The sequence below is a fragment of the Pedobacter sp. MR22-3 genome (assembly GCF_026240075.1).
GTDB lineage: Bacteria > Bacteroidota > Bacteroidia > Sphingobacteriales > Sphingobacteriaceae > Pedobacter.
The window spans coordinates 748,598-774,961 of record NZ_JAPIVF010000002.1 but is presented as its reverse complement, the minus strand read 5'-3'; the positions used below and the strand labels follow the sequence as shown (position 1 = coordinate 774,961).

Below are 26,364 nucleotides of genomic sequence, written 5' to 3'. Positions count from 1 at the left end.
CCGGAGCAAAAGTATAAGTCAGTGCAGGATCAGCATCACCGTAGGTTTTGCTTTTCGCGGCTGCCGTTACCGTTACTGTTTTCGCACCTATCGTTAAATCAGCACCAATATAAGTTAAAGTATAGTTGCCATTCAGTGCAAGCGTACCCTGGTTGATCGCATATGTTCCCACGTTTTCGCCTGGCAAACGGCTTAAACTTCCCGTGAAAGTATCAGTACCCACCAGTGCGCCCGAGGTAATGCTGTACGTCAGTGCAGGGTCGGCATCGCCGTAGTTCTTTGTCTTCGCATCTGCCGTTACCGTGATCGCTTTTGCATTAACAGTAAGTGTTTGTTGTTTATTAGCAGCTGCACTGTGTGTCGCATCTCCTGTCTGGCTGGCTGTAATGGTTGATGTACCTACAGCAATAATTTGAATTTTACCATTTACAATTGTTGCTACGCTTGTATTACTACTTGTATAACTAATTGGAATGCCAGGATTGTCACTGGTTGCTCCCGGATCAAAGTCTGCATCACCATAAGTTTTTGCAGGCAAAGTATTGAATGTAATAGTTTGAGGAAGGCTTGGGGTTCCATCTACCAGTACGCCAGCGGTACTGCCCACATTATTTAATGTAGTATTTACATCGTTACCAGCTGCATCCCTAATGGTAGCCCCATTGATATTTAACGCACCTAAAACAATGCCATCCAAATCTCTGTCTGTACTGGCAACTGTGTATCGATATACGAGTGCAGTGGTGCCGCTACCCGAAATATAATTTGCACGTACAGTACCCCCTGTATTTAAATTTACATCAATATAAGGTGTACCACCTGTGGCGTCGACTGTAACAGCTTCTGAAAAATTAACCGTGAAATCAAGATTTTGTGAAGCGGTATAAGTACCATTAGCCGGAACAGCTACCGAGGTAACGGAAGGTGCAATTTTATCAATATTGTATGTTTCTCCAATAAACGGCAGGTTAGTAATTGTGCTAGGCGAGATACCGGTAGAATTAGCAAGATTTAGCCTGAGCGTTCCAGAACCTGTACCCGTATTAATGGTAACGGTATAAGTAGTACCTGAACCAGATACGGAAGGCGAAATACCGTTTATGGTACCACTTGTGGTGATGGAAAAATTAGTTGTACTCAGACCTGTTACCGATTTATTAAAAGTAACGGTATAGGTTACAGCCGCAGCATTAGTTGGATTCGATGCCGCACGAACAATTGAAGTTACTGTCGCCTGGTTAATAACCGTTACATTTTTGGTAGCCGTATTACTATTTGCAGTACCATCGTTTACTGTAAAACTTATCGTTCTTGTTGCGGTATTTGGTGATCCCGCCGTATTATTATAGGCAACTGATCTTAAAGCAGCCTGCCATTGCGCAACCGTTGCAATAGCCCCACTTGATGTTAAAGTTAATACACCTGTACCGGCATTATAGCTACCGGTAATATTGCCATATAACGCTGAAGAATTATTCGTGTAAGTCAATATATCTTCTCCGGCAATGAAGTTTCCAGTGATACCAACCGTAGCAAAACTTAGTGTGGTGTTATCAGCATCGGCAACCGTTAGCCCGTTATCTATTACAACCTGCGAACCCGAAAAAGTATTTGAACCACCGGTGGTGGTAACTATAGGAGCTTGATTGGCTTGTGCATAAGTAATCGAAAACTGACTGGCTGCCGTATTGCCATTGCCTGCAGCATCCTGTGCCACATTAGCCGCAATGTTCATCGTTACCGCACCATTCGCTATTGGTGTGGCATTAAAAGTATAAGTCGTTCCGCTTCCTGAAAACCCGCTGATCGTAGCGTTCCCCGGCGTAATATCTCCTGCTACAAAACCCGTTACGGCCTCTGAAAAGGTGACCGTAAACGGAATTGGAGAATTGCTTGTTGAACTGCCTGATGCACCGGCAGTGCTCGTAATCACCACTGATGGACGCGTCGTATCAATCGTATAATCCTGTCCAGCATATGGTAAAGCGTTACTTATGGCTGGAGAGATGCCTGTAGTATTGGCCAGATTTAACGTAAGAATTCCTGTACCGATACCTGCATTCACCGTAATGGTGTATGTATTGCCCGATCCGGTTATTGAAGTTACACTGACCCCGGATAAACTACCACTGGTGGTTATTGAAAAATTACTGGTGGTTAAGCCTGTAACCGAACCATTAAATGTTGCCGTATATTGTACAGAGGCTGCATTAGTAGGATTTGAACTTGCCCTTACAAGAGCAGTAATTGTGGTTTGCGGGTTTATCGTTACCACTCTGCTGGCCGTGTTGCTGTCATTAGCACCATCATTTACAATAAATGAGATCGTTCTTGAAGCGGTATTTGGAGTAGAAGCGGTATTATTGTATGTGATAGATCTGAAGGCCGCCTGCCACTGCGGTACTGTGGCAGTAGCGCCAGCAGATGTAAGTGTTAGTGTACCGTTACTGCTGTTATAGCTCCCCGTGATGTTACCATATGTTGAACTGTTGGCAAGAAAATTCAAAACATCCTGATTGCTTTGAAAATTTCCGGAAATGGATACCCTACCACTGCTCAAAGTCGAATTATCAGGGTCTGAAACAGTAATTCCGTTATCCACAGCAACTGCCGAACCTGAAAAAGAAATTGTACTACCTGTAGTGGTTACTACCGGAGAACCACCTATTGTAAATGTGTTTACTGCACTTTCAGGGCTTACATTACCAGCTGCATCAGTGGCAGTAGCTTTAACGGTATGTGAACCGAAGGTAAGCGCAGAAGATTGCGATCTAGTCCAGATCCCGCTAGCGTCGGATGTAGTCGTACCAATAGCGTTATTATCTACATAAACGGTAATTAAAATGTTTCCATCAGAAGAGCCTGTATAATCTGGCGTTAGAGAGGCAATCGTTGCGCCATTAGCAGGTGAAACAATAACAGGTGTAGCCGGTACCTGATTATCGACCGTAGCATTGGTAGCATCTGCGGTGGTGCTACTGTTTCCTGCATTATCAGTAGCAGTTACCGCCACATTTCTGTTGGTTACACGATTGATATTACCAGCCGTAATGGTGTAGACGGCAGTCCAGGTACCACTACTGTTCACGGCAGCAACGGCATTCCCTCCGCCAAACTGGCTGAAATTAACAGTAACGGTCGAGATGACATCCGAGTTATTATCGCCTCCTGCTGTATTGTTCCAGGTAGCGGTTACCACATCACCAATTTTAAAAACGCCGCCTGTTCCGCTTGCTCCACTGATGCTGATCCTTGCATCGGTAACTGTTGGTGCCTGGTTGTCAACGGTAACATTAGCATCGTCAGCTGTAGTGGTAGATCCGTTTGCGTTCGTGGCGGATATAGAAACATTTCTACTTGTGGCATCAATAGTGCCGGCAGTAATTGTATAAATAGCTGTCCAAATGTCGCTACTGTTGGTAGCCGTAACCGTAGTGCCACCGCCGAACTGACTAAAGTCAACTGTTACAGCTGTGATACCAGAATTGTTATCACCACTGGCAGTATTATCCCATGTTACGGTTACAACATCTCCTATTTTGAATGCACCGCCTGTGCCGCTTGCACCGCTGATGTTAATCTTAGCAGCTGTAACGGTAGGTGCTGCCGAGTTGCCCAGATTAAATTGTTTCACATTATTAGCGCCGAAACCCAAACTAAAGTCATATGCTGAACCGGAAGTGGTTTTATTAATCCAGTTAGCCGTATTCGTAATATCTGTTAAAAATGCTGTTTTGGTTCCGCTTGATGAAGTAGGATTATACTTTTCATTGGGGTACCGTGAATTAGCCGTACTGGTCAGGAAGCCGGTAGAATAAGTTGTACCTAAATCAGATGGTAATTCGCTATAAGCTGGAAGCTGCGTAGTGGGCTCAGTACTGTTGGGATTTATATTCCATCCGTTTGAGGTAGTCCCAACAGCAGTATTTAATCTGATATTATTAAACGCAAAAATAAATGAAGGGCTGACTTCATTTCCCTGGTAAATGATTAGCTGATCACCCGTTGCCGGAGGCCATGGGTTGGTAGAGAGCGTGGCATTGCTCCATGTGCCCGACAATATTGAAAAATCTGTATTAAGAAACGCAGTACCATCGCCTTTTGTAGCGGACACGGTTCTGGTAGCTAAGTCAATCTTGAAAATAATCACCGTACCTGCTGGTATAGTTGAAGAAGGCTGCCATTGCAAAGTGCCCTCATTAGTTGTTGCTACGGCTACGAAATGCCCTGCAGTTGAGCCATAGGCATTCACCCATCCACGGTCGGTGATGTAAATTACTTCATTCGCAGGAATGGTATTAAGTGCCACCACGGCAAAACTACGTAGGGTTGTTCCGCCATCTGCGTCGCTATTCATTCCAATTACCGCAAGATCACCTTTAGATAAAGCAGCGCTGGCATTTAAAGTCGTAATTATTAGTGCCAGGGCAATAGATAAAAAATGAAATGCTTTTTTGTAAAATTTCTTCATATAAATAACTTTTCTAAATCTTCAATACATTGCGGTAGATAATAAAAAGTATAACCGGGATTGAAGCTACCGGTTATACTTATAAATGGTATTAGAATCTTTATATTAGTTCCTCATGGGAAAATTTCCAAGCAAACAAATCATATAATTAAGTGCAAGCGAAGGCTGCCTGTTTTCATGTACAGCAGGTACAGCTGCACCGGTAGCAGCTATAGTCACGCTGGTTAGCTGCGGGCCGGTAACCTTTGTTACAGTAAGCGTACCGGTGGCCATAGGCACTTCTTGTGCCATCCCTTGCGGAACACCATATATGGACTCTCCTAATGCATCTGGAGCACCTAATAAGTTACCTGCAGGCCCGGGTTGATCATATTGATCAGCTAAAACCTTAATGGTGACAGTTGCAGTACCTGCTGCAGCTGTATAGATTAAATTATGGTTGTGCGCAGACATCTCTGATGAATTAATGCTTAATGCCTCCACGCCTAAGGCATCACCTGGATCATACAGGCTAAGCCCCTGGCCTTGCCCTGCGCCTACAATAGTACGTCCCTGAAGATCAGGCAACATAAATGTAGTTTTCCCGTCGCCACCATATATATTACCTATTATGGCGAAAAGTGCAGTATTGCCCCTTACTTGTAACATTTGCCCATTACAAATAGACCAATACCGTGGTGCAAATGTTCCGGCGAACATTCTTATTTCTCCTATAGTTCCTTCCATTGTTAATAAAATTTAGTATGAATCAATCTTTAGTTTCTTGAAGGATAAATTCCCTCAATACAAATAATGTAGTTTACTGCAAGTACCGGCTGTATATTATTGTGCGGAACGCTGCTACCTGCTATGCCTATATTTACCGTTGCTAAAGGTGGCGAAAGTTTGCTCACCTGTGCAGCTTTACTATTTAAGCTAACCAGGTTGGTAGAACTTCCCTCACTAGCGTAAATATTGTCGGTACCTGATGAATCCTGTGCTAAATAGTTTCCTACCGGGCTAGCCTCAAGACCTGGCGCGGCAACCGCATTTAATGAAATTTCAGCAGAACCTGCAGTTGTACTAAAGGTAGCCGAGGCCTGATGGTTATGCGTTGGCAGTTCTGATACAGTGAGTGAATGAGATTCCTCACCGCTAATCTGACCTAAATTATAAGCGCTAAGACCAGTTCCCTGACCTGCACCTACAACAGTGCGACTGGCAATGTTTGGTAAATTATAAGTTGTTACACCATCACCACCGTAAATAGTTCCAATCACCGTAAAAAGCGTCGTATATTCGTTTATTTGCATTGACTGACCCTGACAAAAAAGCCAGTTCACTGGTGCGAAATTGCCTCCAAAGGCCCGAATTTCTCCTATATATCCTTCCATAATAATTTAATTTAGGTTTAGTACTTAATTTCTTGAAGGAAATAATCCTTGTAAACAGATAATATAATTTAATGCGATGCTTGGCATAATGTTATTATGTCCGGCGCCTGCCCCGGCTGCCTGTATCGCCACACCAGGATTAGGTATATTTACGTTCGTTACTTCTACAGATTTGCTATTCAAAGCACTTAATGTACCACTGGGGGTATAAGTTTTAACCGTGCCTGATCCATCCTCGCTTATAAAAGCATTTTGTCCGCTCGACTGGCTTCCGGCACTCGGACTAGCATAAAATGTAGCATCACCTGTTCCATTACCTGTTCCAGAAGTAATGGTAGCGGTATGCGTATGTGCAGGTATTTGATTTAAGGTAAGTGACACCGTTTCTACACCAACCTTCTCACCTTCAATATAGGTGGACAAGCCAGCACCGGCACCTGCACCTATTACCGTTCTGCTACGTAGATCAGGCAATCCAAATGTAGTTTGTCCATCTCCACCATACAAGGTACCTACCAATGCAAAAAGGGCCTGATTAGTGCTTAAATTTAATAACTGACCCTGACATAAAGTCCAACCTTTGGGTGCAAAGTTGCCGGCAAAAATCCGGACTTCTGCAATTGTTCCTTCCATATTATTTTAATTTAGATTTATAAATTTTTCTCCTGCTTTTATGCCCATCTGAAAAAGCTTACTTCCTGAAAAATAGCCTTCACGCATGTGCAAAATGTTAATCTTTAAAAAACGATTTTCACGGCATGATACAATTAATCCATAAAGCGCATCAGCATAAACTATAGTGCCGGGTTCTGGCTCCGCCCCTTCCGGTAACTGAATTTCTGCCGGCGATGCTTCTAGTATGCGTACTTCTGCATTTTTTACCCAAGCCGTAGCGCCGCCATATTTTGGATTCGCTGCATTAATCAGGCACTCTATTTCATCTGAAGACTGCTGCTTCCAATTAATAGCCAGCTCCTGATGACCTGGTCTTTTTTCAAAGCGCTCCTCATTATCAGCATTTTTATTTACACCAAACAAGAGGCTACTATTATTAACCAGAAGAGGAATTGCATCTAGTGCCATAAACCCTAACCGCTGGCAAAGCAGCCCATAATTTTCACCTTTCATAATGGGTAATTGCTTTACCCATACAATGGGTCCCGCATCTATGTTCGCCGTCATTTGATGTACCGTAAGGCTTGCATAAGGTTCATTATTTTTGATTTGCCAGAATATCGGATCGGCACCACGGTATTTAGGTAATTCTCCGAAGTGAAAATTCAGATAGCCCTTGTGTACACTTTCGAGTAAGTGATCTGGAATCATCCAGGGGAAACCAAATACCCAAACAGCATCTGCATCTAATTCCGTCAACCAATGCTTTAATTCATGTTCCCAAGAGCCATGATGCAATTGTAATATTTGATTGCCTGATAAGCCAATAGCATGCAAGGGCTTCAGCAACACTTTGCTACTTCGCTCCAGAATAGCTACACCAACTAAAAGTCCTTGCGAGAATAATGCCTGGACCGTTGGAAATGCAAGTGAATCTGAATTGCATATAACCGCTATTTTCATATTTAGATACCGAGATAAGGGTTCATCCAAAAGGAAGACGTTTGGCTGTTGATCTGCTTGACATCTTCATGATTGATATTAATCGTCTCCAGTTCACCAATCAGTTGCCGCGATATTTCATCTTTAATGCCATTAAAAGTATTTTTAACCAGGTAAACCCTGCTTTGCATAGCATTTGATCGGGATTTAACTTCAACACGGCCTCGGTCTGTTTCAATTTCGGCTTCAGCAATGGCTTTTTGTAAAGATTTTCCGCCCTGATCTTTAACCGCCCGGGCAATGAGTAAACCCGTTTCAAAACCAAATTGTGTAAAAGGATTTGCCATAGCATGACTCACCTCCTCAAGCTGCTCTGGCTTGAGTTCACGGTTTATTGACAGTGTAGTGTACACCTCAACGGGTTCAGCTGTTGTAAATGGTTCCAGTAAAAATGGCAGACCAAGTAGCGGAATCGTTTTATGCAAGCCCTGCTCTACATATTGGGTTAAAAACATTTCGGCTTCTTTGCCGCAAAAAGTAGCCAGAATAAAATCAGGCTTATAGTGATGGATGTGCTCAAATACAGCCGAAATATCGCCTGCTTCTTTAGGGTTAGGTGTTGGCGCAAGGGCAAATGGCATGGTTACCCCACTCGATACTGATTCCATACCGGCACTCAGCATGCTTTGAAATGAATAGCCGCAATCATACAGACCAGATACGTACATTCCTTTTTTACCAAAGGTTTTACCCCCCCAACTACCCATTGACCACAATTGCTGCCAGGTATGATTAGAGTTCAGGAACATGTAATCGTTAAATTTTTCAGGATCTGGCAAATGCTCGCCGATGTTATTAATGATGAACGGCCGTTTAACGTTTGCTATCTTTTCAGAAAGATCAATACCGACTTTATTCGAAACTATACCGGTGATTACGTCAGCATCATCAAAACTAACCAGCTTGGTAATGGCAGCTTCAGCAAGATCACGTGATCCCTGTCCGATAAATTCGGGCACAATTTCTACTTCAACATCACTGTTCAGCTTCTTTAATCCATTTTTTAATCCGGTGCTAAATTGCTTCGCCATTGGCGTGATGGATGAATTGGATAGCAAAACGCCCACTGTTAATTTTCTAAATGCCATTAATTGTATAAAATTAGTTTGCCCACATCCGCAAAAGGTTACTATAGTGTTGCTGTAGAAAAAGATATTCTTCTCCAATCAGCGCTTTTTTATGTAGATTTTCCGTGATTTGAAAAATTTCGAATAATAACTTTCTGTATTCCGTTTCTTTCACCAAGGACTGCACCCAGCTGACGGCGACATTCCTTTCACCGCGCGTAACTGCCCGTACCTGGTGAATGTGCGTGCATGGATAGCAGATTGCATCCCCTTTATTGAGTTTGTACAATACATTTCCATTTGGCGTCTGCAGTTCCAGCTCCCCTCCGTCATAATCTTCAGGATCATTCAGGAAAATGGTAATGGCCACATCCGTACGGATCATATTGCCCATAACCGGACTATCAACATGCCAACCATAATGCATGCCCGGCTTGTAGTTACTAATTATAAAGGGATGTATGCTTTGCGGAAGAACCGCATTTCTGAATAAAGCATTGCGGTTAAGCGCTTCTAGAATACTTTGTTGGATAGCGGCATGCTCTTGTGTTTGGCTATTGAGCTGCAAATTGCTTTTCACGTCTTTCGCAGCGCTGTATGCTGTTAACCTGCCGTCATCGAATTTTCCGGATTTCAAAAGAAAATTTACCTGATTGATTTCTACTTCGTTGAGTAGTTTAGGGATATACAGATACGTACCATTTAAAATACAATGATTTTTTTGATCTGCGGTTATGACTTGAGAGTTCATTAGAGAGAGCCGATTTAGATAGGTGTAAATTTATTAATAACTTTTTATATTTGGAAGTCAGTAAGAATAAAATATTTTTAAATAGAAGTTTCCTCTACTGATACGGCTATCTACTTAACCAGACATGAACGATAACACCAGCATCTCCCTAAAATTCTTCATATGTTTATGTCCTGATTTAGCACATTTTAATCATATTAAACGCTAATGGATACTTATATTCTTGGAACAGGCCTGTCTCATAACGGATCAACTGTGCTATTAAAAAATGGGAACATTTTGGTTGCGATTGAAAAGGAAAGGCTTAGCAGGATTAAGCATGACGGAGGTAACGATTTTGATACGGTTCGATATTGCCTGGATTTTGCCGGGATCACACCTGCCGATTTAACGCTAATTGTACAGGCCTCAAATTTTGAAAACAACATCTCCCTAAGCCAATATGCCGGACGCCGGTACTTCGATACGCATATTCAAACCCCTGTTATTACCTTATCCCACCATCTGGCACATGCCTGGAGTGCTGTGGGCATGTCTCCATATCATGAATGTAATGTAATGGTTATCGATGGCGCAGGTAGTCCTTACAGTCAATGTTTAGATCTTGAAGGCACCATGGTACCATCCTATCCTTTTGATGGTGGAATGTACTGTGAAAAAGATAGTTTTTATCATTTTAACGGAAAAACCCTGATTCCTTTATTTAAAGATTTTTCTGAGGTTAAATTATTTCAGCATACCGCATCATTAAAATTACCAACCAATTATCATTCCATAGGTGGGCTTTATCATGCCGCGAGTCAATACTGCTTCGGCAACCTTGATGATGTGGGCAAACTGATGGGATTGGCGCCTTATGGTGGCCTAAATGGAAAACCGACATTGTTTAAACTGGAAAACGGATTAATCGAAGTTCTTTACGAAAATGTAAATCTATATTTTAACAGGCCTTCATCAGGCTATGATGACTTTAAAAATGATTTTGCGCATTATGCTGACATGGCACGCTGGGTACAGGATGAAACAGAAAAAGCAATCATTTATCTTTTTCAGGAGCGCGCTAAACTTCAGCCACATGCCAATTTTGCTTATGCCGGTGGTGTCGCCTTAAATGCAGTAGCCAATCATAAATTACTCCTGTCGGGCATTGTCAAAAATTTATACGCTCAGCCTGCAGCAGGCGACAACGGACTGGCTATTGGCTGTGCCTATTATGGCTGGCACGAGGTGATGGGGCATCCTAAAACATCAGCACCTGCGCATGTTTTTTTCGGACAGCGCTATTCTGATGATGTTGTGGAACAAGCCATAGCTAAGGCCGGACTCCGTGGTAACACCGCATTTTCAGTCACACAAACGGCAGATTTTGTTGCCCTTACGGCTACCGAACTTGCCCGGGGCAAAGTAGTGGGTTGGTTTCAAGGTGGAGCTGAATTCGGACCAAGAGCTTTAGGACATCGTAGCATATTGGCTGATCCGCGTATTAAAGGCATAAAAAACCACATTAACAGTGCCATTAAATTCAGGGAAGATTTCAGGCCATTTGCACCGTCGGTAAGAATTGATGATGTACAAAAATACTTCACTCATGCGTGGGAAAGTCCTTATATGATATTGATTGATGAGATAAAGCCGGAATGGAAAAATCAGCTCGATGGCATTGTGCATCAAGATGGGACCTGCAGGGTACAAACCGTTACCCAGGCCTTTAATGCAGACTTCTATCAGCTGATAGGTGATTTTGAGGCGAAAACTGGTATAGGTGTTTTATTGAACACGTCGCTCAACCGTAAAGGAATGCCAATAGTTGAAACACCTGCTGAGGCCGTATCGCTTTTTTTATCCGGCGCAATTGATGTATTAGTATTAAATAATTTTATAATTTGCAAGCATCATGATTTGCTTCTCTAAATTAAACCTCCGCATTAACGTTCATCTGCTGCAGCAAGAATTGAACGATTTATTAACTGGTAATCAATGGATGCCGCATTACAATACTGCCAATTATATAGGAAACTGGCATGTTTTGCCTTTGCGTACACCCGGAGGGAATAGTGAGAATCCCTACGCCGAACTGTTCCACCACACGCATTTTGAAAACACAGCTTTACTGAACAATCTTCCTGAAACAAGCAGATTTCTGGAAAATTTTGAATGCGAAAAATTTTCCATCCGCTTACTCAACCTCAACGCAGGATCAGTTATTAAAGTGCACAGAGATATCGAACTTGCCTTTGAACAGGGAGAGGCACGCTTACATATTCCCATATTCACCAACCCCGGAGTCGAATTTTATGTGGATGAAGACCGTGTGGTGATGAACGAAGGCGAATGTTGGTACATCAATGCCAATATCAAGCACCGTGTGGCCAACAATGGTCTGGCAGATAGAATACATCTCGTCATCGATTGTAAAGTGAACACATGGCTTACCAAAATGATCACTGAAGGAGAGAAAAAAACAATCTTTTTAAAAGAAAATCCGGAAGCCACTCAACAGGTCATCACAAGTCTGAAGATGGCAAACACGGATTGTTCCAATGAACTGGCTGATCAGATGGAAAAAGAATTAAATCACAACCTGTTAATCGCCAAACTTCTCGATTTTATTACAGAGATCGGTTTGCAATACCAGTTGGAGACAATAGAGGGCGAAACCTTCTTACCTGGCCTTAAGCTAAGGGATGGTAAATTGATTGTGGATACGGACAAGTTACTTTATCCTGGAGATATTTTGCATGAAGCCGGACACCTGGCCTGCATGCCTGCCGAAATTCGCCGCCAGATGAATGATTCTTTACCCAGTAATAATATCAATGACGGCGGCGAATTGATGGCTATTGCCTGGTCATATGCTGCATCAGTACATTTGGGTATTGATCCTCACATTGTGTTCCACGATAACGGATATAAAGGTGGAGGCCAAAGCATTGTTGAAAACTTTACCCAGAGCCGTTTTTTCGGCGTTCCATTGCTGCAATGGAACGGGATGACTTATCCTTCAGGCCATGAAGCTGATTTGTTTTTTCCAAAAATGTTACACTGGACCTGTCAACAAAATGTATATACCACCAATACAGCGGAAGAATAAATGATTACGGAATTTACTTTATCGCCATCGACACAAACAGGTGCTTTAGGCCTGATGCACATCAAGCGTTTTTGGAGCAAGGTAATGCTCAGAAGAGCAAACCAGCTTAATGATGACATGTGGAGACAGGAATGGCAAATGGACAAAACCTTACTGAGCGTTCTGGGACTTGGCCAGGAGCAAACTTTGACTTATGTTTTCCAGTATGCTCCGGCATTTGAAGAATTTGAACAATGGATTATACGAACTGCAGGTACTCCGCCCGCTGAACAAGTTGACAAATTTAACAGCTTGTTCTTTAAAACACCTGCGGTTAGCGAGTCCATACCATCCATACTCAATGATGAAGAACTTGCTTTTTGGGCACAAAACGGGTATATCATTATTAAAAATGTGGTCCCGAAAGCAGACTGCCAGGCCACGGTTGATGTGATTTGTGATTTTCTAAAAATAAAACTTAATGAGCCTGAAACCTGGTATGGACCACATACTTCAAGGCAGGGTATTATGATACAATTGTTTCAGCATCCCTTGTTACAAAAAAACAGGCAGTCAGCAAGGATCAGAATGGCTTACGAACAATTATGGCAGCGTACAGATATCTGGGTAACAACAGACCGCGTAGGTTTTAACCCTCCGGAAACCGATACCTGGAAATTCCCAGGTCCCGATTTACATTGGGATTGCGGTCTTGACCTTCCCATTCCGTTTAACCTGCAGGGCTTGCTTTACCTTACAGATACAGCTCCCGAACAGGGTGCCTTCACACTGGTTCCAGGATTTCATAACCGTATTTCGGAGTGGCTTCCCTCCCTCCCTGAAGGCACTAACCCCAGAGCAGAAAACCTGCATGCCCTGGGTAGTTTCCCTATTGCAGCAGCGGCAGGGGATTTTGTCATCTGGCACCAGGCATTACCACACGGCAGCCGCCCAAATACTTCGCTAAAGCCCCGGTTTGTACAATATATTAATTATCAACCCGCCGATATACCCCTGCAACAACACTGGCTTTAAGGACTGTCGACGTTTCAAATCTTCAAAACCAGCCTTACAGCTTCTATATGCTAAAACTTTTTTCACTTAAATTTATCGGTTCGCTTTGCTTATTAATAAAAATGAAAAGCTATATTTGAAATAACCTTGTATCTATCACAAAAGAGGTTTTACAAACCGTATTTGTTTTAAAAAAGGCCGTTAATGCCCTCAGCAATCTAAATTTTTCGATCATTTACCGTAATGGATTTTATGGTATCAGGAGCATTGACGTATGGATACTAAAAGTTAAAAACTTAATTATATCTAAATATGGCAATTTTCAATCCGGCATTTAAAATTACAATGGGCAACGAAGGTGGTTATGCCAATAATCCCAATGATAGCGGAGGTGAAACCTACGCAGGTATCGCCAAAAATTTCTGGCCAAACTGGGCCGGTTGGCCTGCAGTAAATCAGGCAGTTTCAACGCATCCGCAAAATATCAATGCAGTACTTGCTGCCGATAGTGCGGTACAGGCTGAAGTACAATCATTTTATAAGCAGAATTTCTGGGATGTGATCAGTCTCGACAATTTAAATAGCCAACAGCTTGCCAACCAGCTATTTGACACGGCTGTAAATATGGGTACAGGTATCGCCTCCCGTTTTTTACAGCAGGCAATAAATAATATTATACCTGGTAAACTCATAGTAGATGGCATAGTTGGGCAACAAACCATTGCCGCAGCTAACAGTATTCCGCTGGAAGCACTATACAACCAGGTTATTGCACTTCGAAAACAACGTTATCTAAATATTATTCAACAGCATCCTTCCCAGGCACAGTTTCAGAACTCTTGGTTCAGTCGTTTAACGCCATTTAATCCGGCTTTGCCATAATATAGCCTGAATAATTATGAAAAATATTTGGAGACTTTTATTGATCCTGATTGCAACAGGGCTTATTACCGGATGTAAAGGGACTGGCCAATCTTATGATCTTCATAAAACATTGGCACTTATCATTATACTGGGAATCGTTCTGGCTTTTTTTACCTTGGCTTTATACACGAATATGCTTCGGGATGAAGTAAATGACCAGGATTTATTTAATACCAATGCTGTAAAGATAAAAATGCGGAAACGTTTGCCGGCCTTTAAAAGCACTAATCCGTTTAGCTTGTCGCGGGTGCAATTGGGTATATGGACAGTGGTCATATCATGCAGCTATATCTATCTACAACTTTGCATGGGTAATTGCAATGACACCGAATTGAATGAAACGGCATTGATTTTAATGGGAATCAGTGCTGGTGTCGCTGCAGGTGGAACCATGATAGACAAGCGTGAAATACAGGATGGTCGCTTCAGACATCAGAACAGCCCCTCAGAAGGCTTTTTTGTTGACATTCTTTCTGATGATAATGGCATTAGTGTACATCGTTTCCAGAAGGTAACCTGGACTGTCATTGCTGTAATTATTTTTCTGAATAAAGTATATAATATTAAAACAGGCTGTGCCTTACCCGAACTGAGCCAGACACTTTTGTGGCTAACCGGGATAAGCAGTGCCGCTTACTTGACCTTGAAAACGCAGGAAAATGACCCTTCCATTGATTCTGCCGCCGCAAATAACGGATTATCTGGTGTCCCACCATCGCCGCAGGTATTCCCTCCGGCAACTAATTCCCTGCAACCACCAACAGTTACTTCTACGGAGAACAATCCGGCTTCCTATCAGGATCAGACAATGGCTACAGGTGATTCAACATCTTCGCCAAATAGTGATTATACAACGACTTCATAAATAAGCTAAACCCGGGCAAAAGAACAGCGACAGATTATTCTGTCGCTGTTCTTTTGTAAATACTATTTTTTAAAATGTGCAGGTGAAACCGGGGTTATCAGACATCACATATTCAAATGTTACCGCTATGTCTTCATTTTGATTTTCTAATTTACAAACGGCTAATGGCATGGTCAAACTGCAATTATAAGTTTTTAGCATCTCCCCGCCAAACACATTTATCTCTGTAAATAAGTCGAGGCGGTTATGGGTTTCAGAAGCGGGAGCATGAATAACAACTGGCTTTGGAAGCTGGAATTTCCTGTCAGCGCGGTACACCAATCCTGCTTTGATCCTTTTTGGCTGATAATCCGGTGTAATAAAATACTTGTATTCCTCCTCCCATCGGGTTAACACAGCTTCAACAGTTATATGCTCCGGAATGAAAATGGCATCCGGGTTTAATTGTGGAACAAGATTATTCATGATGGCCAGTTGAGGCTCTTTTCTGAGAGCATTAAGCATGGTTTCTGAAATGATCATATCAATACTCCCATTTGCAGAGAGTTGATAATGCGTTGCATCCGTACAAACAAAATCCGTCACATAATCCAATATACCCAATTCTTTATATAGTAAACGCGCCGCATCAAGTGATGCAGCATTCACATCAAGCATAGTGAACCTTACCTGTTGTGCCGTAAAAATTGTAGTTAATGGTGTAAGTAGAGTTGCATATGGACCACATCCCGCATAGAGTATGTTAATGGTTTGGTTTGGCCGCTTATCCAAAATATGATTAATTGCCTGATGTATACCCCTTAAAAATTTGCGCGTGCGGTCTATTTCCATCAGGCAATGAGCTGCTTTTATAGTTGAAACCGCTTTACCGCTTGGCAGATGAATATCTTGATCTGTAATATTACCTGCATTTACCCCGGTTACGCCGGCAAAAAGCAAATGGAGCTGGTCAATAGCATTTTTGATGTGCAGATAGTCGTCTTCAAAGAGTAAGGCATTAGTCGCATTAGAAATGCTTTCGTTGCGTTGTTGAGTCGTTAATTCCATATATTTATATCTAATACTAAAAGTAAATGCTGAACTAAAAAAATTTTAGGTCAGACCGGTCGTTAATTATTAATTTATTTAACCATATCAACAGGACATTAATTGATTATATAATCTTCAAATTTGGTATAGTGTTTATTTCCATAAAAATCCACTATACAAAATCCTACCTGATAATTTCCTTTTGGCATGGTTAAAAGCTTGATGTCTAAAGCTGAAGGATCAGTGATGGTAATTTTACCCAATTCAATACTCATTGATTCATCCAGGGTATTCTGACCCAGAAAAGTAATTTCATCATGTGCTTGAAGGTCCTTAATCTTATCCGTAATTCCATCAGCATAAATCTCCCGAAATCCGATCACTTTGGCCAGATTTTCCCCGTCAACATTAAAATACTTGATCATGAGTTCAGCTTGTTTTCCATTCCAAAGCACAGGTACATTGTAAGATACACCCGATTGATTGGAAAGGCCCATGAATACACAAACATTGATATCGTTAATACTGATCCACCTGGCATCCCATTTTTTATTACTCCCATACAAGGTAATATTTCCACGGTAATCCACATTGGTATCGTAGGCATCCAATCCATACGACACTAGCGAACTATCCCCTATTAGCTTTCTGATGTTTAAGTAAATCTTATTGGTGTTAACCAGCATGGCTGCGTTTAGCTTTCTTCCCGAATCACTAACAAAAACACTATCAGCACCTCCACCTATTAATTCAGCTACATAATTTTCAATAAATTTTTCAAATTCTGTATTGAAAGGCGTTAGCAAATAATCATTTAACTGGCTGGCTGTTTTTCTATTGTAATAAGGGAAATATACCGAAAGCCCTGAAATGGCATCTTTATCTAAATTTTTTGAATAAACATTGAATAGAACTGCATCTCGCATTTTTTTCTCGAAATCGCTAAACAATGTATCGGTACTTTTAGCGGCGATCTTAAAAAAGCTAAAAATATCAATCATATCTTCAGCCGCAAATGAAAAAGAAGGTAATCCGAATGATTTGGACTTGGCCCGGTAATTTGATTTCTGTCTAAAAGCTTCTTTAGGCGGATACGTTGAATTTAGATTTGCAGAAATATTACTGATCAATTTTCCTATACTTTTATTTAAAGCGTCAACTTTATTAAGCGCTATTACAGATAATGTTGCCTGAAGATAAGGTTGAGACGAATAAATATCGATATACGATTTTGCAATTCCCTCCAGAAGTTGAGTTGTGCTTAGATTTGGATTGGTAGATAAGGAGTTGATGATATATTTATAATTCCAGCCGTTGCCAGGTTCAAGTTCTTGTGAGGCAACCATATATTCAGCATAGGGTGCCAGTACGGTAGCCGTTTCAATGGTTGCCATTAAACAGGCGTCAAAACCTATAAAATCCAGGTTTAAATCATTTTGGCTATGTTTTAAATCAGCAAAAGCCTCTCCCATTTCACGTAACGACAGGGAAATATCTTCAGGAAATAACTCATCATATCCAAAACCATATACACTGCCTCTTCCGTGATTCCAAAAAATCAACCCATATCTTTCTGCAGGGAAGTTCTTTTTGCTATAAGCAATAAAATCAACCAGGGTTGATGGGTCTCCTATACTTTTGTTGGCTGTAACTTTTACTTTTTCAAACCCATTTTTAGTAACCTTACTATAGGTCAGGCTATCGCTGGAAATCGGCTCAGAGAATTGCCATTTTTTAGTCCCTCCCTGCAAAATCACCGTTGCAAAGTTATCTTCAACGTTATTATAGGAATGGATAATTTCGTTAATGTCTTCACTCGCCAACTGATGTTTGCTTTCCAGGTCTGATCCATTCATATAAATCAGCAGCACAAAACTGCGCTTAGGCTCCACGTTTTGAGCATAGCTGATATTAGCATAAAATATTAATCCAGATAGTATTAACAGTAAATGGCGACTTTTTCTAATGAAGCCCATTATCTTCTTGGATTAATTTGTGGAGGATTTCTAAATTGATAAATGGCTGCGGCCACAGCATCTTTAAATTCCTCGCCATATTCATTCGTATTATCTGGGAATGTTTTCTTTAACAATTCTGATAACCCATCTGCATAATTCTCATTGGCTTGATCTATATCAAAATCGCTGTTGGCCTTAAATGATCTTTTAACTTCGTTATTATCTTCAATAACGTTCTCTACTCTTGAAAACAAAGAACGTCTTTCGCTCCTTAAACTTCTTGCAACTGTTTTCTGATCGTTTATATCCCTGACAAGACCTAAGAGATCGGTCATCTGCTGGTCCATTTCATTCGAAATATTGGCCCTAACCTGGTTATCGCGTACCAATGTAATTACTTCATCCAATGAACTTACAAACTCATCATCAAAGGCTTCTACACATTGGCGCTGTATCACTTCATTTTTGAGTTTTACCTCTTCTATTTCGCAAATATTTTGTTGCCAATCTTCGGGTTGTTTTTCATATTCATTCACGTATCTCTTATTCGATTCGATCAGGAAATCTTCTATCATGTCATGAAATTCCAGTAAGTCATAATAGTCCTTTTTATTTTGCGCAATGCTTTGCAATTTAGGCGTTAATAAATTATAATCTGTTTCTGAACTTAAAGTTCTAAAAATACCGTTACCGATATTTGAGGTCACTTCCTGCGTTTTAGCAGATAGTTTATCCTTCACAAAACCAGTGATCAAAGCACCAATATCGTTCATCGCTTTATCTACATCCAACGAACCTTTTAACATGATATCATTTCCAAAAACGGTCAACTCAAGTTCGGCTTCTATTTTCTTGGCATTAGCGCTAAATTCCATACTCAATACGAAAGATTTAATCCACAGTAACTTCGTAATGGCACTTAAAATATTAGCTACCGCCTCTAAGGCTCCTGATGCGACCTTTCCTCCAAGGGTTAGTGCTGCCTTTGCTATTTCCAAAGCACCATAGGCTACGCCAATAGCCACATTGACACCCACCTTTAAGGTTTCATAATATAAAATCTGAGCGGAATAATAAATTTTTTCATCAACGCGCCACCAGGAAGCATCTTCTCTTCTATCAAGATAACCCCGGATGTAATCATTATATTCATTGATCGTGTTACTCAGATTTAAAATCTGCTGCTGCGCCTCGGTTAATTTCCGGTTTGCATTTTCTATAGAGTTTTGCACGCTCCTGGCCGCATCACGCACGGCATTCTGGGCTTCTTCCAAAAGTTTGATAAATCCACTGGTATCGAATACCAAACGTGAACTAAATCCACTGCTCGAAAAATCTGCGTAGTTTCCATCTAAATGGAATAAGATTTTAAAGCCAAAGTATTGCAGTTCGAGATCAATGTATACCTTTCTGTCTTTAAGAAGAATCAAGGCATCTAACTGAAAGATATTTAAGATATTCACATAAGCACTTAAATAAAATTCGAGTTTTTTTGATGCCCGGTTGATATTTAAATACAGTACGGGGCCTTGGGCATCTGCTTTTATCAAGGCCCCAGCCAATCCACCTTCTATAGGTTCCATAGGCATTGTTTTTCGTGACCTTGTCAATTCAAATATTCCCTTGATCTCAATTTTTGAAATTTCAATCAATGCCAGAATAGCATTACCAGGCTCTATAAGAAAGAGTCCTCTAGCCTTTACATTAAAGATTTCGATAGTGCCACACAGAAAAAAACCAACATTCATCTGATATTTCCCAATTCTGGTAGGCTGAGTGCATATAAACAGCTGGCAGTTTAAAGAAATAACTCCCGATGAGTCCACCCGGTAATGCCGCATGGTTGAAGTATCGGTAAAAATGGACTGACGGCTGGTTCCCAAAGCAGAAACCTGAAGATTTTCTACACCGGGGATAGCGAGTTCAGTAGGCAGGCTCGAATTAAAATTATTCAATATTTCTGCTTTATTGGCCTCTTCTGGGTCCCAGAGAGGCATTTTAGCATTATTGATTTCAAAATCGGCTAAAGCCACCACATCAAGAAATTCTATTCCAGGAAAATCAACTTCTGCAATATCTACGATTATGTCCTTTAAGGAAGTCCTTCCCTTGGTAGAGGTAATGGCTGCTGTAATTAGTCCGATATTAGCCTGGCTAACAATAAACCCTGCAAAAATGGAAATATTATTGGTTGTTACCCTACCAGTCATCCCAAAAGTAATTCCTGTTGCCCCTACGCCAATCATCAAGCCTAAATCGCTCAGGCTAATCGTGGTGTTTAATGGTATCTTATAGTTTGAAGAAGCAGACAAGGTAAAGGAAGAAACGGATAGGTTTCCGGCAAGAACAAAGGTTAATATATCATCTTTCAAAGGAAAATTAAGCTTCCCTCCAGCCTCCAGGTAGAACCCATTATCATTTTTAATCCCGAAATATAAATTTTCAATTTCATAACCATCCTTTTTGATATTTGCACTGATGAGCATCGCCTCAAATTTTGAAGTATTCAGCGCTGCTGCTATGATCAAGTCAATATGGTCCAGACCAGTTAATTGATAAAGCCCCGATCCAAATGCACTATCACTATTTTTCAAATCAAATAATGAGTTGGCAAGCAATTGGTAATTACCATAGCGATCTGATAAGACCATTTCGGGAAAATGATCGGACGCGATTCCTTTCAAATATTGGTTTATGGCAAGGGAAGCTTTGTTTCTAACAATTAATGCTACTTTTTTTATCGCAAAAAAAGTCATGGTGTCGTAAATGAACCGCTCTAATACATTTCCACCCTGAAAAAAATCGATGTCTATGCTTAAAGCCAACTGTTTAGTATCCGCCAGCACAACCGCGTTAACATATAGCGAAGCCTTAACACCCGCCACATTTTTATCGTACTGAATAACTACAGACCAGATACCAGCAGATTTAAGCACCTGTGCCTTAAAGCTTCCGGGTAAGCTATTAAACAGCGTAAATTGCGCAGAAAGCCCATTAACGCCCAATTCATTGTTGTTCAATAAATCTTTGATCTTAGCCCGACTGGTGTCAAGCTCTCCTAAAAGCAATTTTTCATTGTTCCTTAAAATAATGGTTACTGATGCATCTAACTCAAAAATCTTCCCGGTAGCCGAAAAAGCGAAGTTGGTATGGTTACTCATTTGAAATCAAAAAATTATGCGCTTGCGGCTGTGCTTAAAAGATATAGATCATCTTAGCTGATACTAATCATCTAATATTATTATGCTTCGGCTATTTTTTTTTCAGGAGCATCAAGTTTCTTAACTAAATTTTCAATGGTATCTAAATTCAGCTGCTGTAAGATCACATTCTTTTCGGTATTCCAGATTTTAAAAGCCAATTTTTCTATTTTCACAAATCCTAAATCAGGAATGGCATCTCCACAATCCACCTCAATGGCAAAGGCATATTCCTTAGTATCTCCTTTTTTATATATGTAAGCTGTTTTTAATGTGAATTTTAAATTATCTAAATTAAATTTATTTTCATCTTTAGATTCGCTATTTATAGCGGTAAGGCTATCTTCTATTTGCTTTGCGCTAATTTCACTACTAAAAGCAGCTTTAAAATCATCTTTCATCTCTTTAAAGCTAACGCTATTAACTTCTTTGATATTCATAGGAGCTAAAAGAAAAGAAGATTCCTCTCCAGTTTTCTCGTAAACTGCCACTAATTTGGTTTTAAGTAATTGGAACTGCACGCCCAATTGAAGACTCATGTCACTCATTTTTTTAAAATTTTTAATTTTCCTACTCTTTTGGCTTTTCGGATGATGCCCCGTTTGCGTGGTGGTGTCTGGTCTCCACTTTTGGTTATTTAAGATTATTCAGCAGATCGGTGCAAATTGCTTATGGCATTAATCACCAACCACTAATGTTTACAATCATTAATTTAAGTACAGTTAAAAGCAAGGATATGAGCCTAAGAAAGTTGGTTTACTATTCGATTGTGCTTTGGCTAAGCATCCCAAAGCACACATTGGGATCATTGTTTTTTGCATATCAACTATATTTATGGTCGTTAAATACATTTTTCAGGCACAAACTTAACATTAGCCGTTTTATGGCTAACAAAAAGATTGGTCTTTAGGCAATACAGCTGCAACGAGAAAGAGTTGTGACTTGAGAGCGTTGCATATCTAGATTGTTCCTTCAAAATTACCCTGGGATAATTCTAAACAGTTATTGCATCATGAACAATTACTGATGCACGAATATAATATTTTTATCATTTCGAATAAACATCCTGAGCAAAAAATAATATTAAAATAACACCCGGCGGAAGAGATGATGAAAGTTTAGCGAGTAAGCCTATTGCTTCATAAATTAGCTATTATTGTTTTAACCAGTTTTTTTTGATCTGTTGCTAAAACCGGTTCAGCGATAGCAGTAGCTAGAGGTCTTTCAGATGATTACCTTTAAATTTAGTGAAATTTATAATTAAAAGAAACTACACATATACCAGTTCTTCACTTCGATATTACAAAATGTGATCCATCCATCATCAAATTTAGGATATACTTAACAAACCATTTTGTAATGGGCTTGTTGTTTCTATCTTTGTACACGGTCTTGGCATTGCCATTTTCGGAGCCTGCGGCGAATTTTAAAAAGCAGATTTTAGTATAAAATTCCCCTTTTCGAAACAAAAATGCCTTTAAACATTCTAAAATAAGAAGCTAACATGTCTGACGAAAAAATAATCTTTTCAATGGCGGGTGTAAATAAAATTTACCCCCCACAAAAACAGGTTTTAAAAAATATTTATCTCTCTTTCTTCTACGGTGCAAAAATCGGAGTTATCGGTTTAAATGGTTCTGGTAAATCGTCTCTTTTAAAAATTATTGCCGGCCTTGATAAATCATACCAGGGTGAAGTGGTTTTCTCTCCAGGTTATTCTGTGGGCTATCTGGCTCAGGAGCCGATTCTGGATCCGGAAAAAACCGTTCGCGAGGTGGTTGAAGAAGGCGTTGCCGAAGTTACTGCCATTTTAAAAGAATACGAAGAAGTGAATGAGGCCTTTGGTTTGGAAGAAAACTATTCTGACCCAGATAAAATGGATAAGTTAATGGCCAAACAAGGCGAACTTCAGGATAAAATCGATTCTTTGGGTGCCTGGGAAATTGATTCGAAATTAGAAAGGGCCATGGATGCCTTACGTTGTCCTGATCCGGATACTAAAATTGGTGTATTATCAGGTGGTGAGCGCCGCCGGGTGGCCATGTGCCGTTTATTGCTTCAACATCCTGATGTACTCTTATTGGATGAGCCAACCAACCACTTGGATGCCGAAAGTATCGATTGGTTAGAACAATTCTTGCAAAACTACGAAGGAACTGTAATCGCAGTAACCCACGACAGGTATTTCCTGGATAATGTTGCCGGCTGGATTTTAGAATTGGATCGCGGCGAAGGGATTCCATGGAAAGGAAATTACAGCAGCTGGTTAGATCAAAAGGCCAAACGTTTATCACAGGAAGAAAAAACCGAAAGCAAACGTCAGAAAACACTGGAACGTGAGTTGGAGTGGGTACGGATGGCACCAAAAGCACGTCATGCCAAATCTAAGGCCCGTTTAGCAAACTACGACAAATTAGCTTCTGAGGATGGCAAAGAAAGAGAAGACAAACTCGAACTCTTTATTCCTGCCGGACCACGTTTAGGCAATGTGGTAATTGAAGCAACTAATGTAACCAAAGCTTACGGTGATAAAATATTATTTGATAACCTGAACTTCTCTCTGCCTCCTGCTGGAATTGTTGGGATTATTGGCCCCAATGGTGCAGGTAAAACCACATTGTTCCGCCTGATTACAGGTCAGGAAGAAGCCGATGCAGGAACCTTCCGCGTGGGTGAAACGGTAGAACTGGGTTATGTAGATCAGATGCATAATGACCTGGATGCTGATAAAACTGTTTATGAAAATATCACGGATGGATTGGATAACATTCAATTGGGCACAAAGGCTGTAAATGGTCGTGCCTATGTGTCCAAATTCAACTTTAATGGTGGCGATCAGCAGAAAAAAGTGGGTGTGTTATCAGGCGGTGAACGGAATCGTGTTCACCTGGCCATTACTTTGAAAAAAGGCGCGAACGTGCTTTTGCTGGATGAGCCGACCAATGATATCGATGTGAATACGCTACGTGCTTTAGAGGAAGCTTTAGAAAACTTTGGCGGTTGCGCCGTGGTGATTAGTCACGACAGATGGTTCCTGGATAGGATTTGTACGCATATTCTGGCCTTTGAAGGTAACTCTGAAGTGTATTTCTTTGAAGGAAATTATTCGGACTATGAAGAAAACCGCAAAAAACGTTTGGGTGATGTTACGCCAAAACGAATCAGATATAAAAAATTAGATTAATGAAAAGTCCCGATGAAAGTCGGGACTTTTTTGTATTACAGCGGCTGATTGATGATTTACTGAAGGTTCATTTACTCGTCCAGAAGACAAACCGCAACCATTTCTTCAAATAAATTTAGCTAATTAGAAACTGGTGTTACCATTGTGCCTGGGTTATAATTTTCCTTTGATTTCCTTTTACCTCTAAAAAACAAGTAGAGATTGATGAATAACATCAGCCCAAGATAAATAGAAAACCCGCCTATTTTAGTTCCTAAAGCCTCTACCAAATGCTGATAACTGTTTAAACTGGCGGTAATTTTCATAATTAACAAAGCAAACCCAATGTTCAGTAAATAAAAGCCTGTTTCAAACAGCTTATTGGTAGCATTGGCAATTTCCTGCCGTCCTTTAAAAATATCGAGCATATAAATTTGACTGTTTTTAAATAATGTTCTTGAAACATAGAGGGTTAAAAAAAGTACCACAGGAAGATAAATAGCATAGCCGATTAAAATTTTTGAAGTTTCCATGATTAAATTTTTAGATTGTTATTTAATTAATTTATGAATGGCATTGGTAAGCAAGAAAATATTAGTGTAATGGAGCACCGATAATGCGGAAATGATAATGGCCACCTTGATCACCAATACTTCAATCAGCTGCAAAGGCGAATTTATGATCTCCCAGGTGGCAAGCATCATCACACAATAGCCTATATTTACCAGGTAATAGCAAATCAGAAGTGTCTTATTAATCTGCAAACATAAATCCAAATGGTCAGGGATAAGTGCTCCAACAAAAACATTCCCGTTTCGATAGCAGATCTTCCCTACGATAACGATGATTAAAATAATAACTGTTATAAAAATGCCATATCCTATTAAATTGTAACTCATTCCGAATGGATTTAATAAAGTGAATATTTAAAAGGGGATCAAATTAGATGATCTGCCAAATAGTATATCATCCTGATGCACTAACTTAACCTCTTTCACGAAGTAAAGATAAATACAACTTATTGTATTTTCAAATATTATTGAAAGTTTCGTTTAAAAAATAACCCACAATTGAATTTGTGGGTATTCATCTTATAATTTTCTTTTTAAGGCTTCATCAATGGCTTTTTCAGTTACGGCTTCCATAATTTTATATCCTGCTAAATTCGGATGTACGCCATCAACTGTTAATTCTGCCCGCTGCCCTTTTTTATCATCTACTAATGGTGTCCAATAATCTAAAATGGTCAATTTATTTTCTTTGGCATACCTTTCAATGAGTTGATTCAGTGCTACAATTTTATCTGTAGGCTGAATATCTTTGTTCCAGGGATATGCATAAACAGGCAGGTATTTGCAAAGGATTACCTTAATATCATGAAGCCTTGCCAACTCTGCCATTGATTTAATATGATCCATGATGCTATCATTGGTTACATGCCCTGTATTGCCTGCAATATCATTACTTCCCGCTAAAATAATTACGGCTTCAGGTTTTAAATTAATAACATCCTGCCTGAAACGCACCAACAACTGTGGAGAAATTTGTCCGCTTATACCCCTGCAGATGTAAGGATTATTGCTAAAATATTCAGGCCTTTTTTGCTTCCAGAACTCAAATATGGAACTACCCAAAAAGACAACACTTTTTTCTTTCTTACCTTGGGCCATCAAAAGTTCATTTTCCTTTTGATACTTACTTAGCGCGGCCCAATCGTCTGCAAAATTTTCCTTTTTAGATTTTTCTTTTACATCCTTAATTTTTGAATCTTCTGTAAGAAAACGACAGGTGGAAATAAATAAAATAAAGAATAGTAGGCTACTTTTCATAATTGTATATTGAATGCTAAAATAGCAATTATG

The 26,364-nt window shown here is 40.2% G+C and carries 20 protein-coding genes; 6 read left to right on the top strand and 14 right to left on the bottom strand.

The window, feature by feature from the left end; translation table 11 throughout:
* The 7 genes from OQ267_RS06985 to OQ267_RS06955 form a co-directional block, all read right to left on the bottom strand.
* The coding region (locus OQ267_RS06985; protein WP_265835355.1) for a beta strand repeat-containing protein at positions 1-4,471 on the bottom strand (4,471 nt) is incomplete at its 3' end.
* Between the two features lie 105 nt (positions 4,472-4,576).
* Positions 4,577-5,197, bottom strand: a complete 621-nt coding sequence (locus OQ267_RS06980) for a phage tail protein (protein ID WP_265835354.1) — start codon at positions 5,195-5,197, stop codon at positions 4,577-4,579.
* Positions 5,198-5,226: 29 nt separating this feature from the next.
* Positions 5,227-5,844 (bottom strand): phage tail protein, encoded by a 618-nt coding sequence (locus OQ267_RS06975; RefSeq protein WP_265835353.1) that lies wholly within the window; start codon positions 5,842-5,844, stop codon positions 5,227-5,229.
* A gap of 24 nt (positions 5,845-5,868) precedes the next feature.
* Complete coding sequence (locus OQ267_RS06970; protein ID WP_265835352.1) at positions 5,869-6,477, bottom strand: phage tail protein; 609 nt, start codon at positions 6,475-6,477, stop codon at positions 5,869-5,871.
* A 6-nt stretch (positions 6,478-6,483) separates the two neighbouring features.
* Positions 6,484-7,422 carry a formyltransferase family protein gene (locus OQ267_RS06965; RefSeq protein ID WP_265835351.1) on the bottom strand — a complete coding sequence of 313 codons (939 nt, stop codon included), beginning with the start codon at positions 7,420-7,422 and terminating at the stop codon, positions 6,484-6,486.
* Positions 7,423-7,424: 2 nt separating this feature from the next.
* Positions 7,425-8,549 (bottom strand): ABC transporter substrate-binding protein, encoded by a 1,125-nt coding sequence (locus OQ267_RS06960; protein ID WP_265835350.1) that lies wholly within the window; start codon positions 8,547-8,549, stop codon positions 7,425-7,427.
* A gap of 13 nt (positions 8,550-8,562) precedes the next feature.
* Complete coding sequence (locus OQ267_RS06955; RefSeq protein WP_265835349.1) at positions 8,563-9,279, bottom strand: Fe2+-dependent dioxygenase; 717 nt, start codon at positions 9,277-9,279, stop codon at positions 8,563-8,565.
* Positions 9,280-9,486: 207 nt separating this feature from the next.
* On the opposite strand from OQ267_RS06955, the gene OQ267_RS06950 reads away from it, so the two are divergent.
* From OQ267_RS06950 to OQ267_RS06930, 5 genes are all read left to right on the top strand, one after another.
* On the top strand, positions 9,487-11,190 hold the full coding sequence (locus tag OQ267_RS06950) for a carbamoyltransferase (RefSeq protein WP_265835348.1): 1,704 nt from the start codon (positions 9,487-9,489) through the stop codon (positions 11,188-11,190).
* Entirely contained in the window at positions 11,174-12,370 is a 1,197-nt protein-coding gene (locus OQ267_RS06945; protein WP_265835347.1) for an aspartyl/asparaginyl beta-hydroxylase domain-containing protein, read from the top strand. Before OQ267_RS06950 ends, OQ267_RS06945 begins: the two co-directional genes overlap by 17 nt.
* Entirely contained in the window at positions 12,371-13,384 is a 1,014-nt protein-coding gene (locus tag OQ267_RS06940) for a phytanoyl-CoA dioxygenase family protein (RefSeq protein WP_265835345.1), read from the top strand.
* 291 nt (positions 13,385-13,675) lie between these two features.
* Entirely contained in the window at positions 13,676-14,245 is a 570-nt protein-coding gene (locus OQ267_RS06935; RefSeq protein WP_265835344.1) for a glycoside hydrolase family 108 protein, read from the top strand.
* 16 nt (positions 14,246-14,261) lie between these two features.
* Positions 14,262-15,152 carry a hypothetical protein gene (locus OQ267_RS06930; protein WP_265835343.1) on the top strand — a complete coding sequence of 297 codons (891 nt, stop codon included), beginning with the start codon at positions 14,262-14,264 and terminating at the stop codon, positions 15,150-15,152.
* A gap of 69 nt (positions 15,153-15,221) precedes the next feature.
* Here the strand turns inward: OQ267_RS06930 and OQ267_RS06925 are convergent, their stop codons facing one another.
* From OQ267_RS06925 to OQ267_RS06910, 4 genes are all read right to left on the bottom strand, one after another.
* Positions 15,222-16,199, bottom strand: a complete 978-nt coding sequence (locus tag OQ267_RS06925) for a methyltransferase domain-containing protein (protein ID WP_265835342.1) — start codon at positions 16,197-16,199, stop codon at positions 15,222-15,224.
* Between the two features lie 98 nt (positions 16,200-16,297).
* Positions 16,298-18,157, bottom strand: coding sequence for a clostripain-related cysteine peptidase (locus OQ267_RS06920; RefSeq protein WP_265835341.1), 1,860 nt, complete (start codon positions 18,155-18,157; stop codon positions 16,298-16,300).
* Positions 18,157-21,300 (bottom strand): hypothetical protein, encoded by a 3,144-nt coding sequence (locus OQ267_RS06915; RefSeq protein ID WP_265835340.1) that lies wholly within the window; start codon positions 21,298-21,300, stop codon positions 18,157-18,159. Before OQ267_RS06915 ends, OQ267_RS06920 begins: the two co-directional genes overlap by 1 nt.
* Positions 21,301-21,380: 80 nt before the next feature.
* Positions 21,381-21,878: a hypothetical protein gene (locus OQ267_RS06910; RefSeq protein WP_265835339.1), complete on the bottom strand. Its 498-nt coding sequence runs from the start codon at positions 21,876-21,878 to the stop codon at positions 21,381-21,383.
* A gap of 965 nt (positions 21,879-22,843) precedes the next feature.
* Between OQ267_RS06910 and ettA the strand changes: the two genes are divergently transcribed.
* On the top strand, positions 22,844-24,523 hold the full coding sequence (gene ettA / locus OQ267_RS06905; protein ID WP_088303269.1) for an energy-dependent translational throttle protein EttA: 1,680 nt from the start codon (positions 22,844-22,846) through the stop codon (positions 24,521-24,523).
* 119 nt (positions 24,524-24,642) lie between these two features.
* Here ettA and OQ267_RS06900 read toward each other — a convergent pair whose 3' ends face one another.
* The 3 genes from OQ267_RS06900 to OQ267_RS06890 form a co-directional block, all read right to left on the bottom strand.
* Complete coding sequence (locus OQ267_RS06900; protein WP_265835338.1) at positions 24,643-25,035, bottom strand: hypothetical protein; 393 nt, start codon at positions 25,033-25,035, stop codon at positions 24,643-24,645.
* Positions 25,036-25,053: 18 nt separating this feature from the next.
* On the bottom strand, positions 25,054-25,401 hold the full coding sequence (locus tag OQ267_RS06895; RefSeq protein ID WP_265835337.1) for a hypothetical protein: 348 nt from the start codon (positions 25,399-25,401) through the stop codon (positions 25,054-25,056).
* Between the two features lie 192 nt (positions 25,402-25,593).
* A complete protein-coding gene (locus OQ267_RS06890; protein ID WP_265835335.1) occupies positions 25,594-26,331 on the bottom strand; it encodes a GDSL-type esterase/lipase family protein in 738 nt (245 codons plus the stop codon).
* Positions 26,332-26,364: the final 33 nt, after the last annotated feature.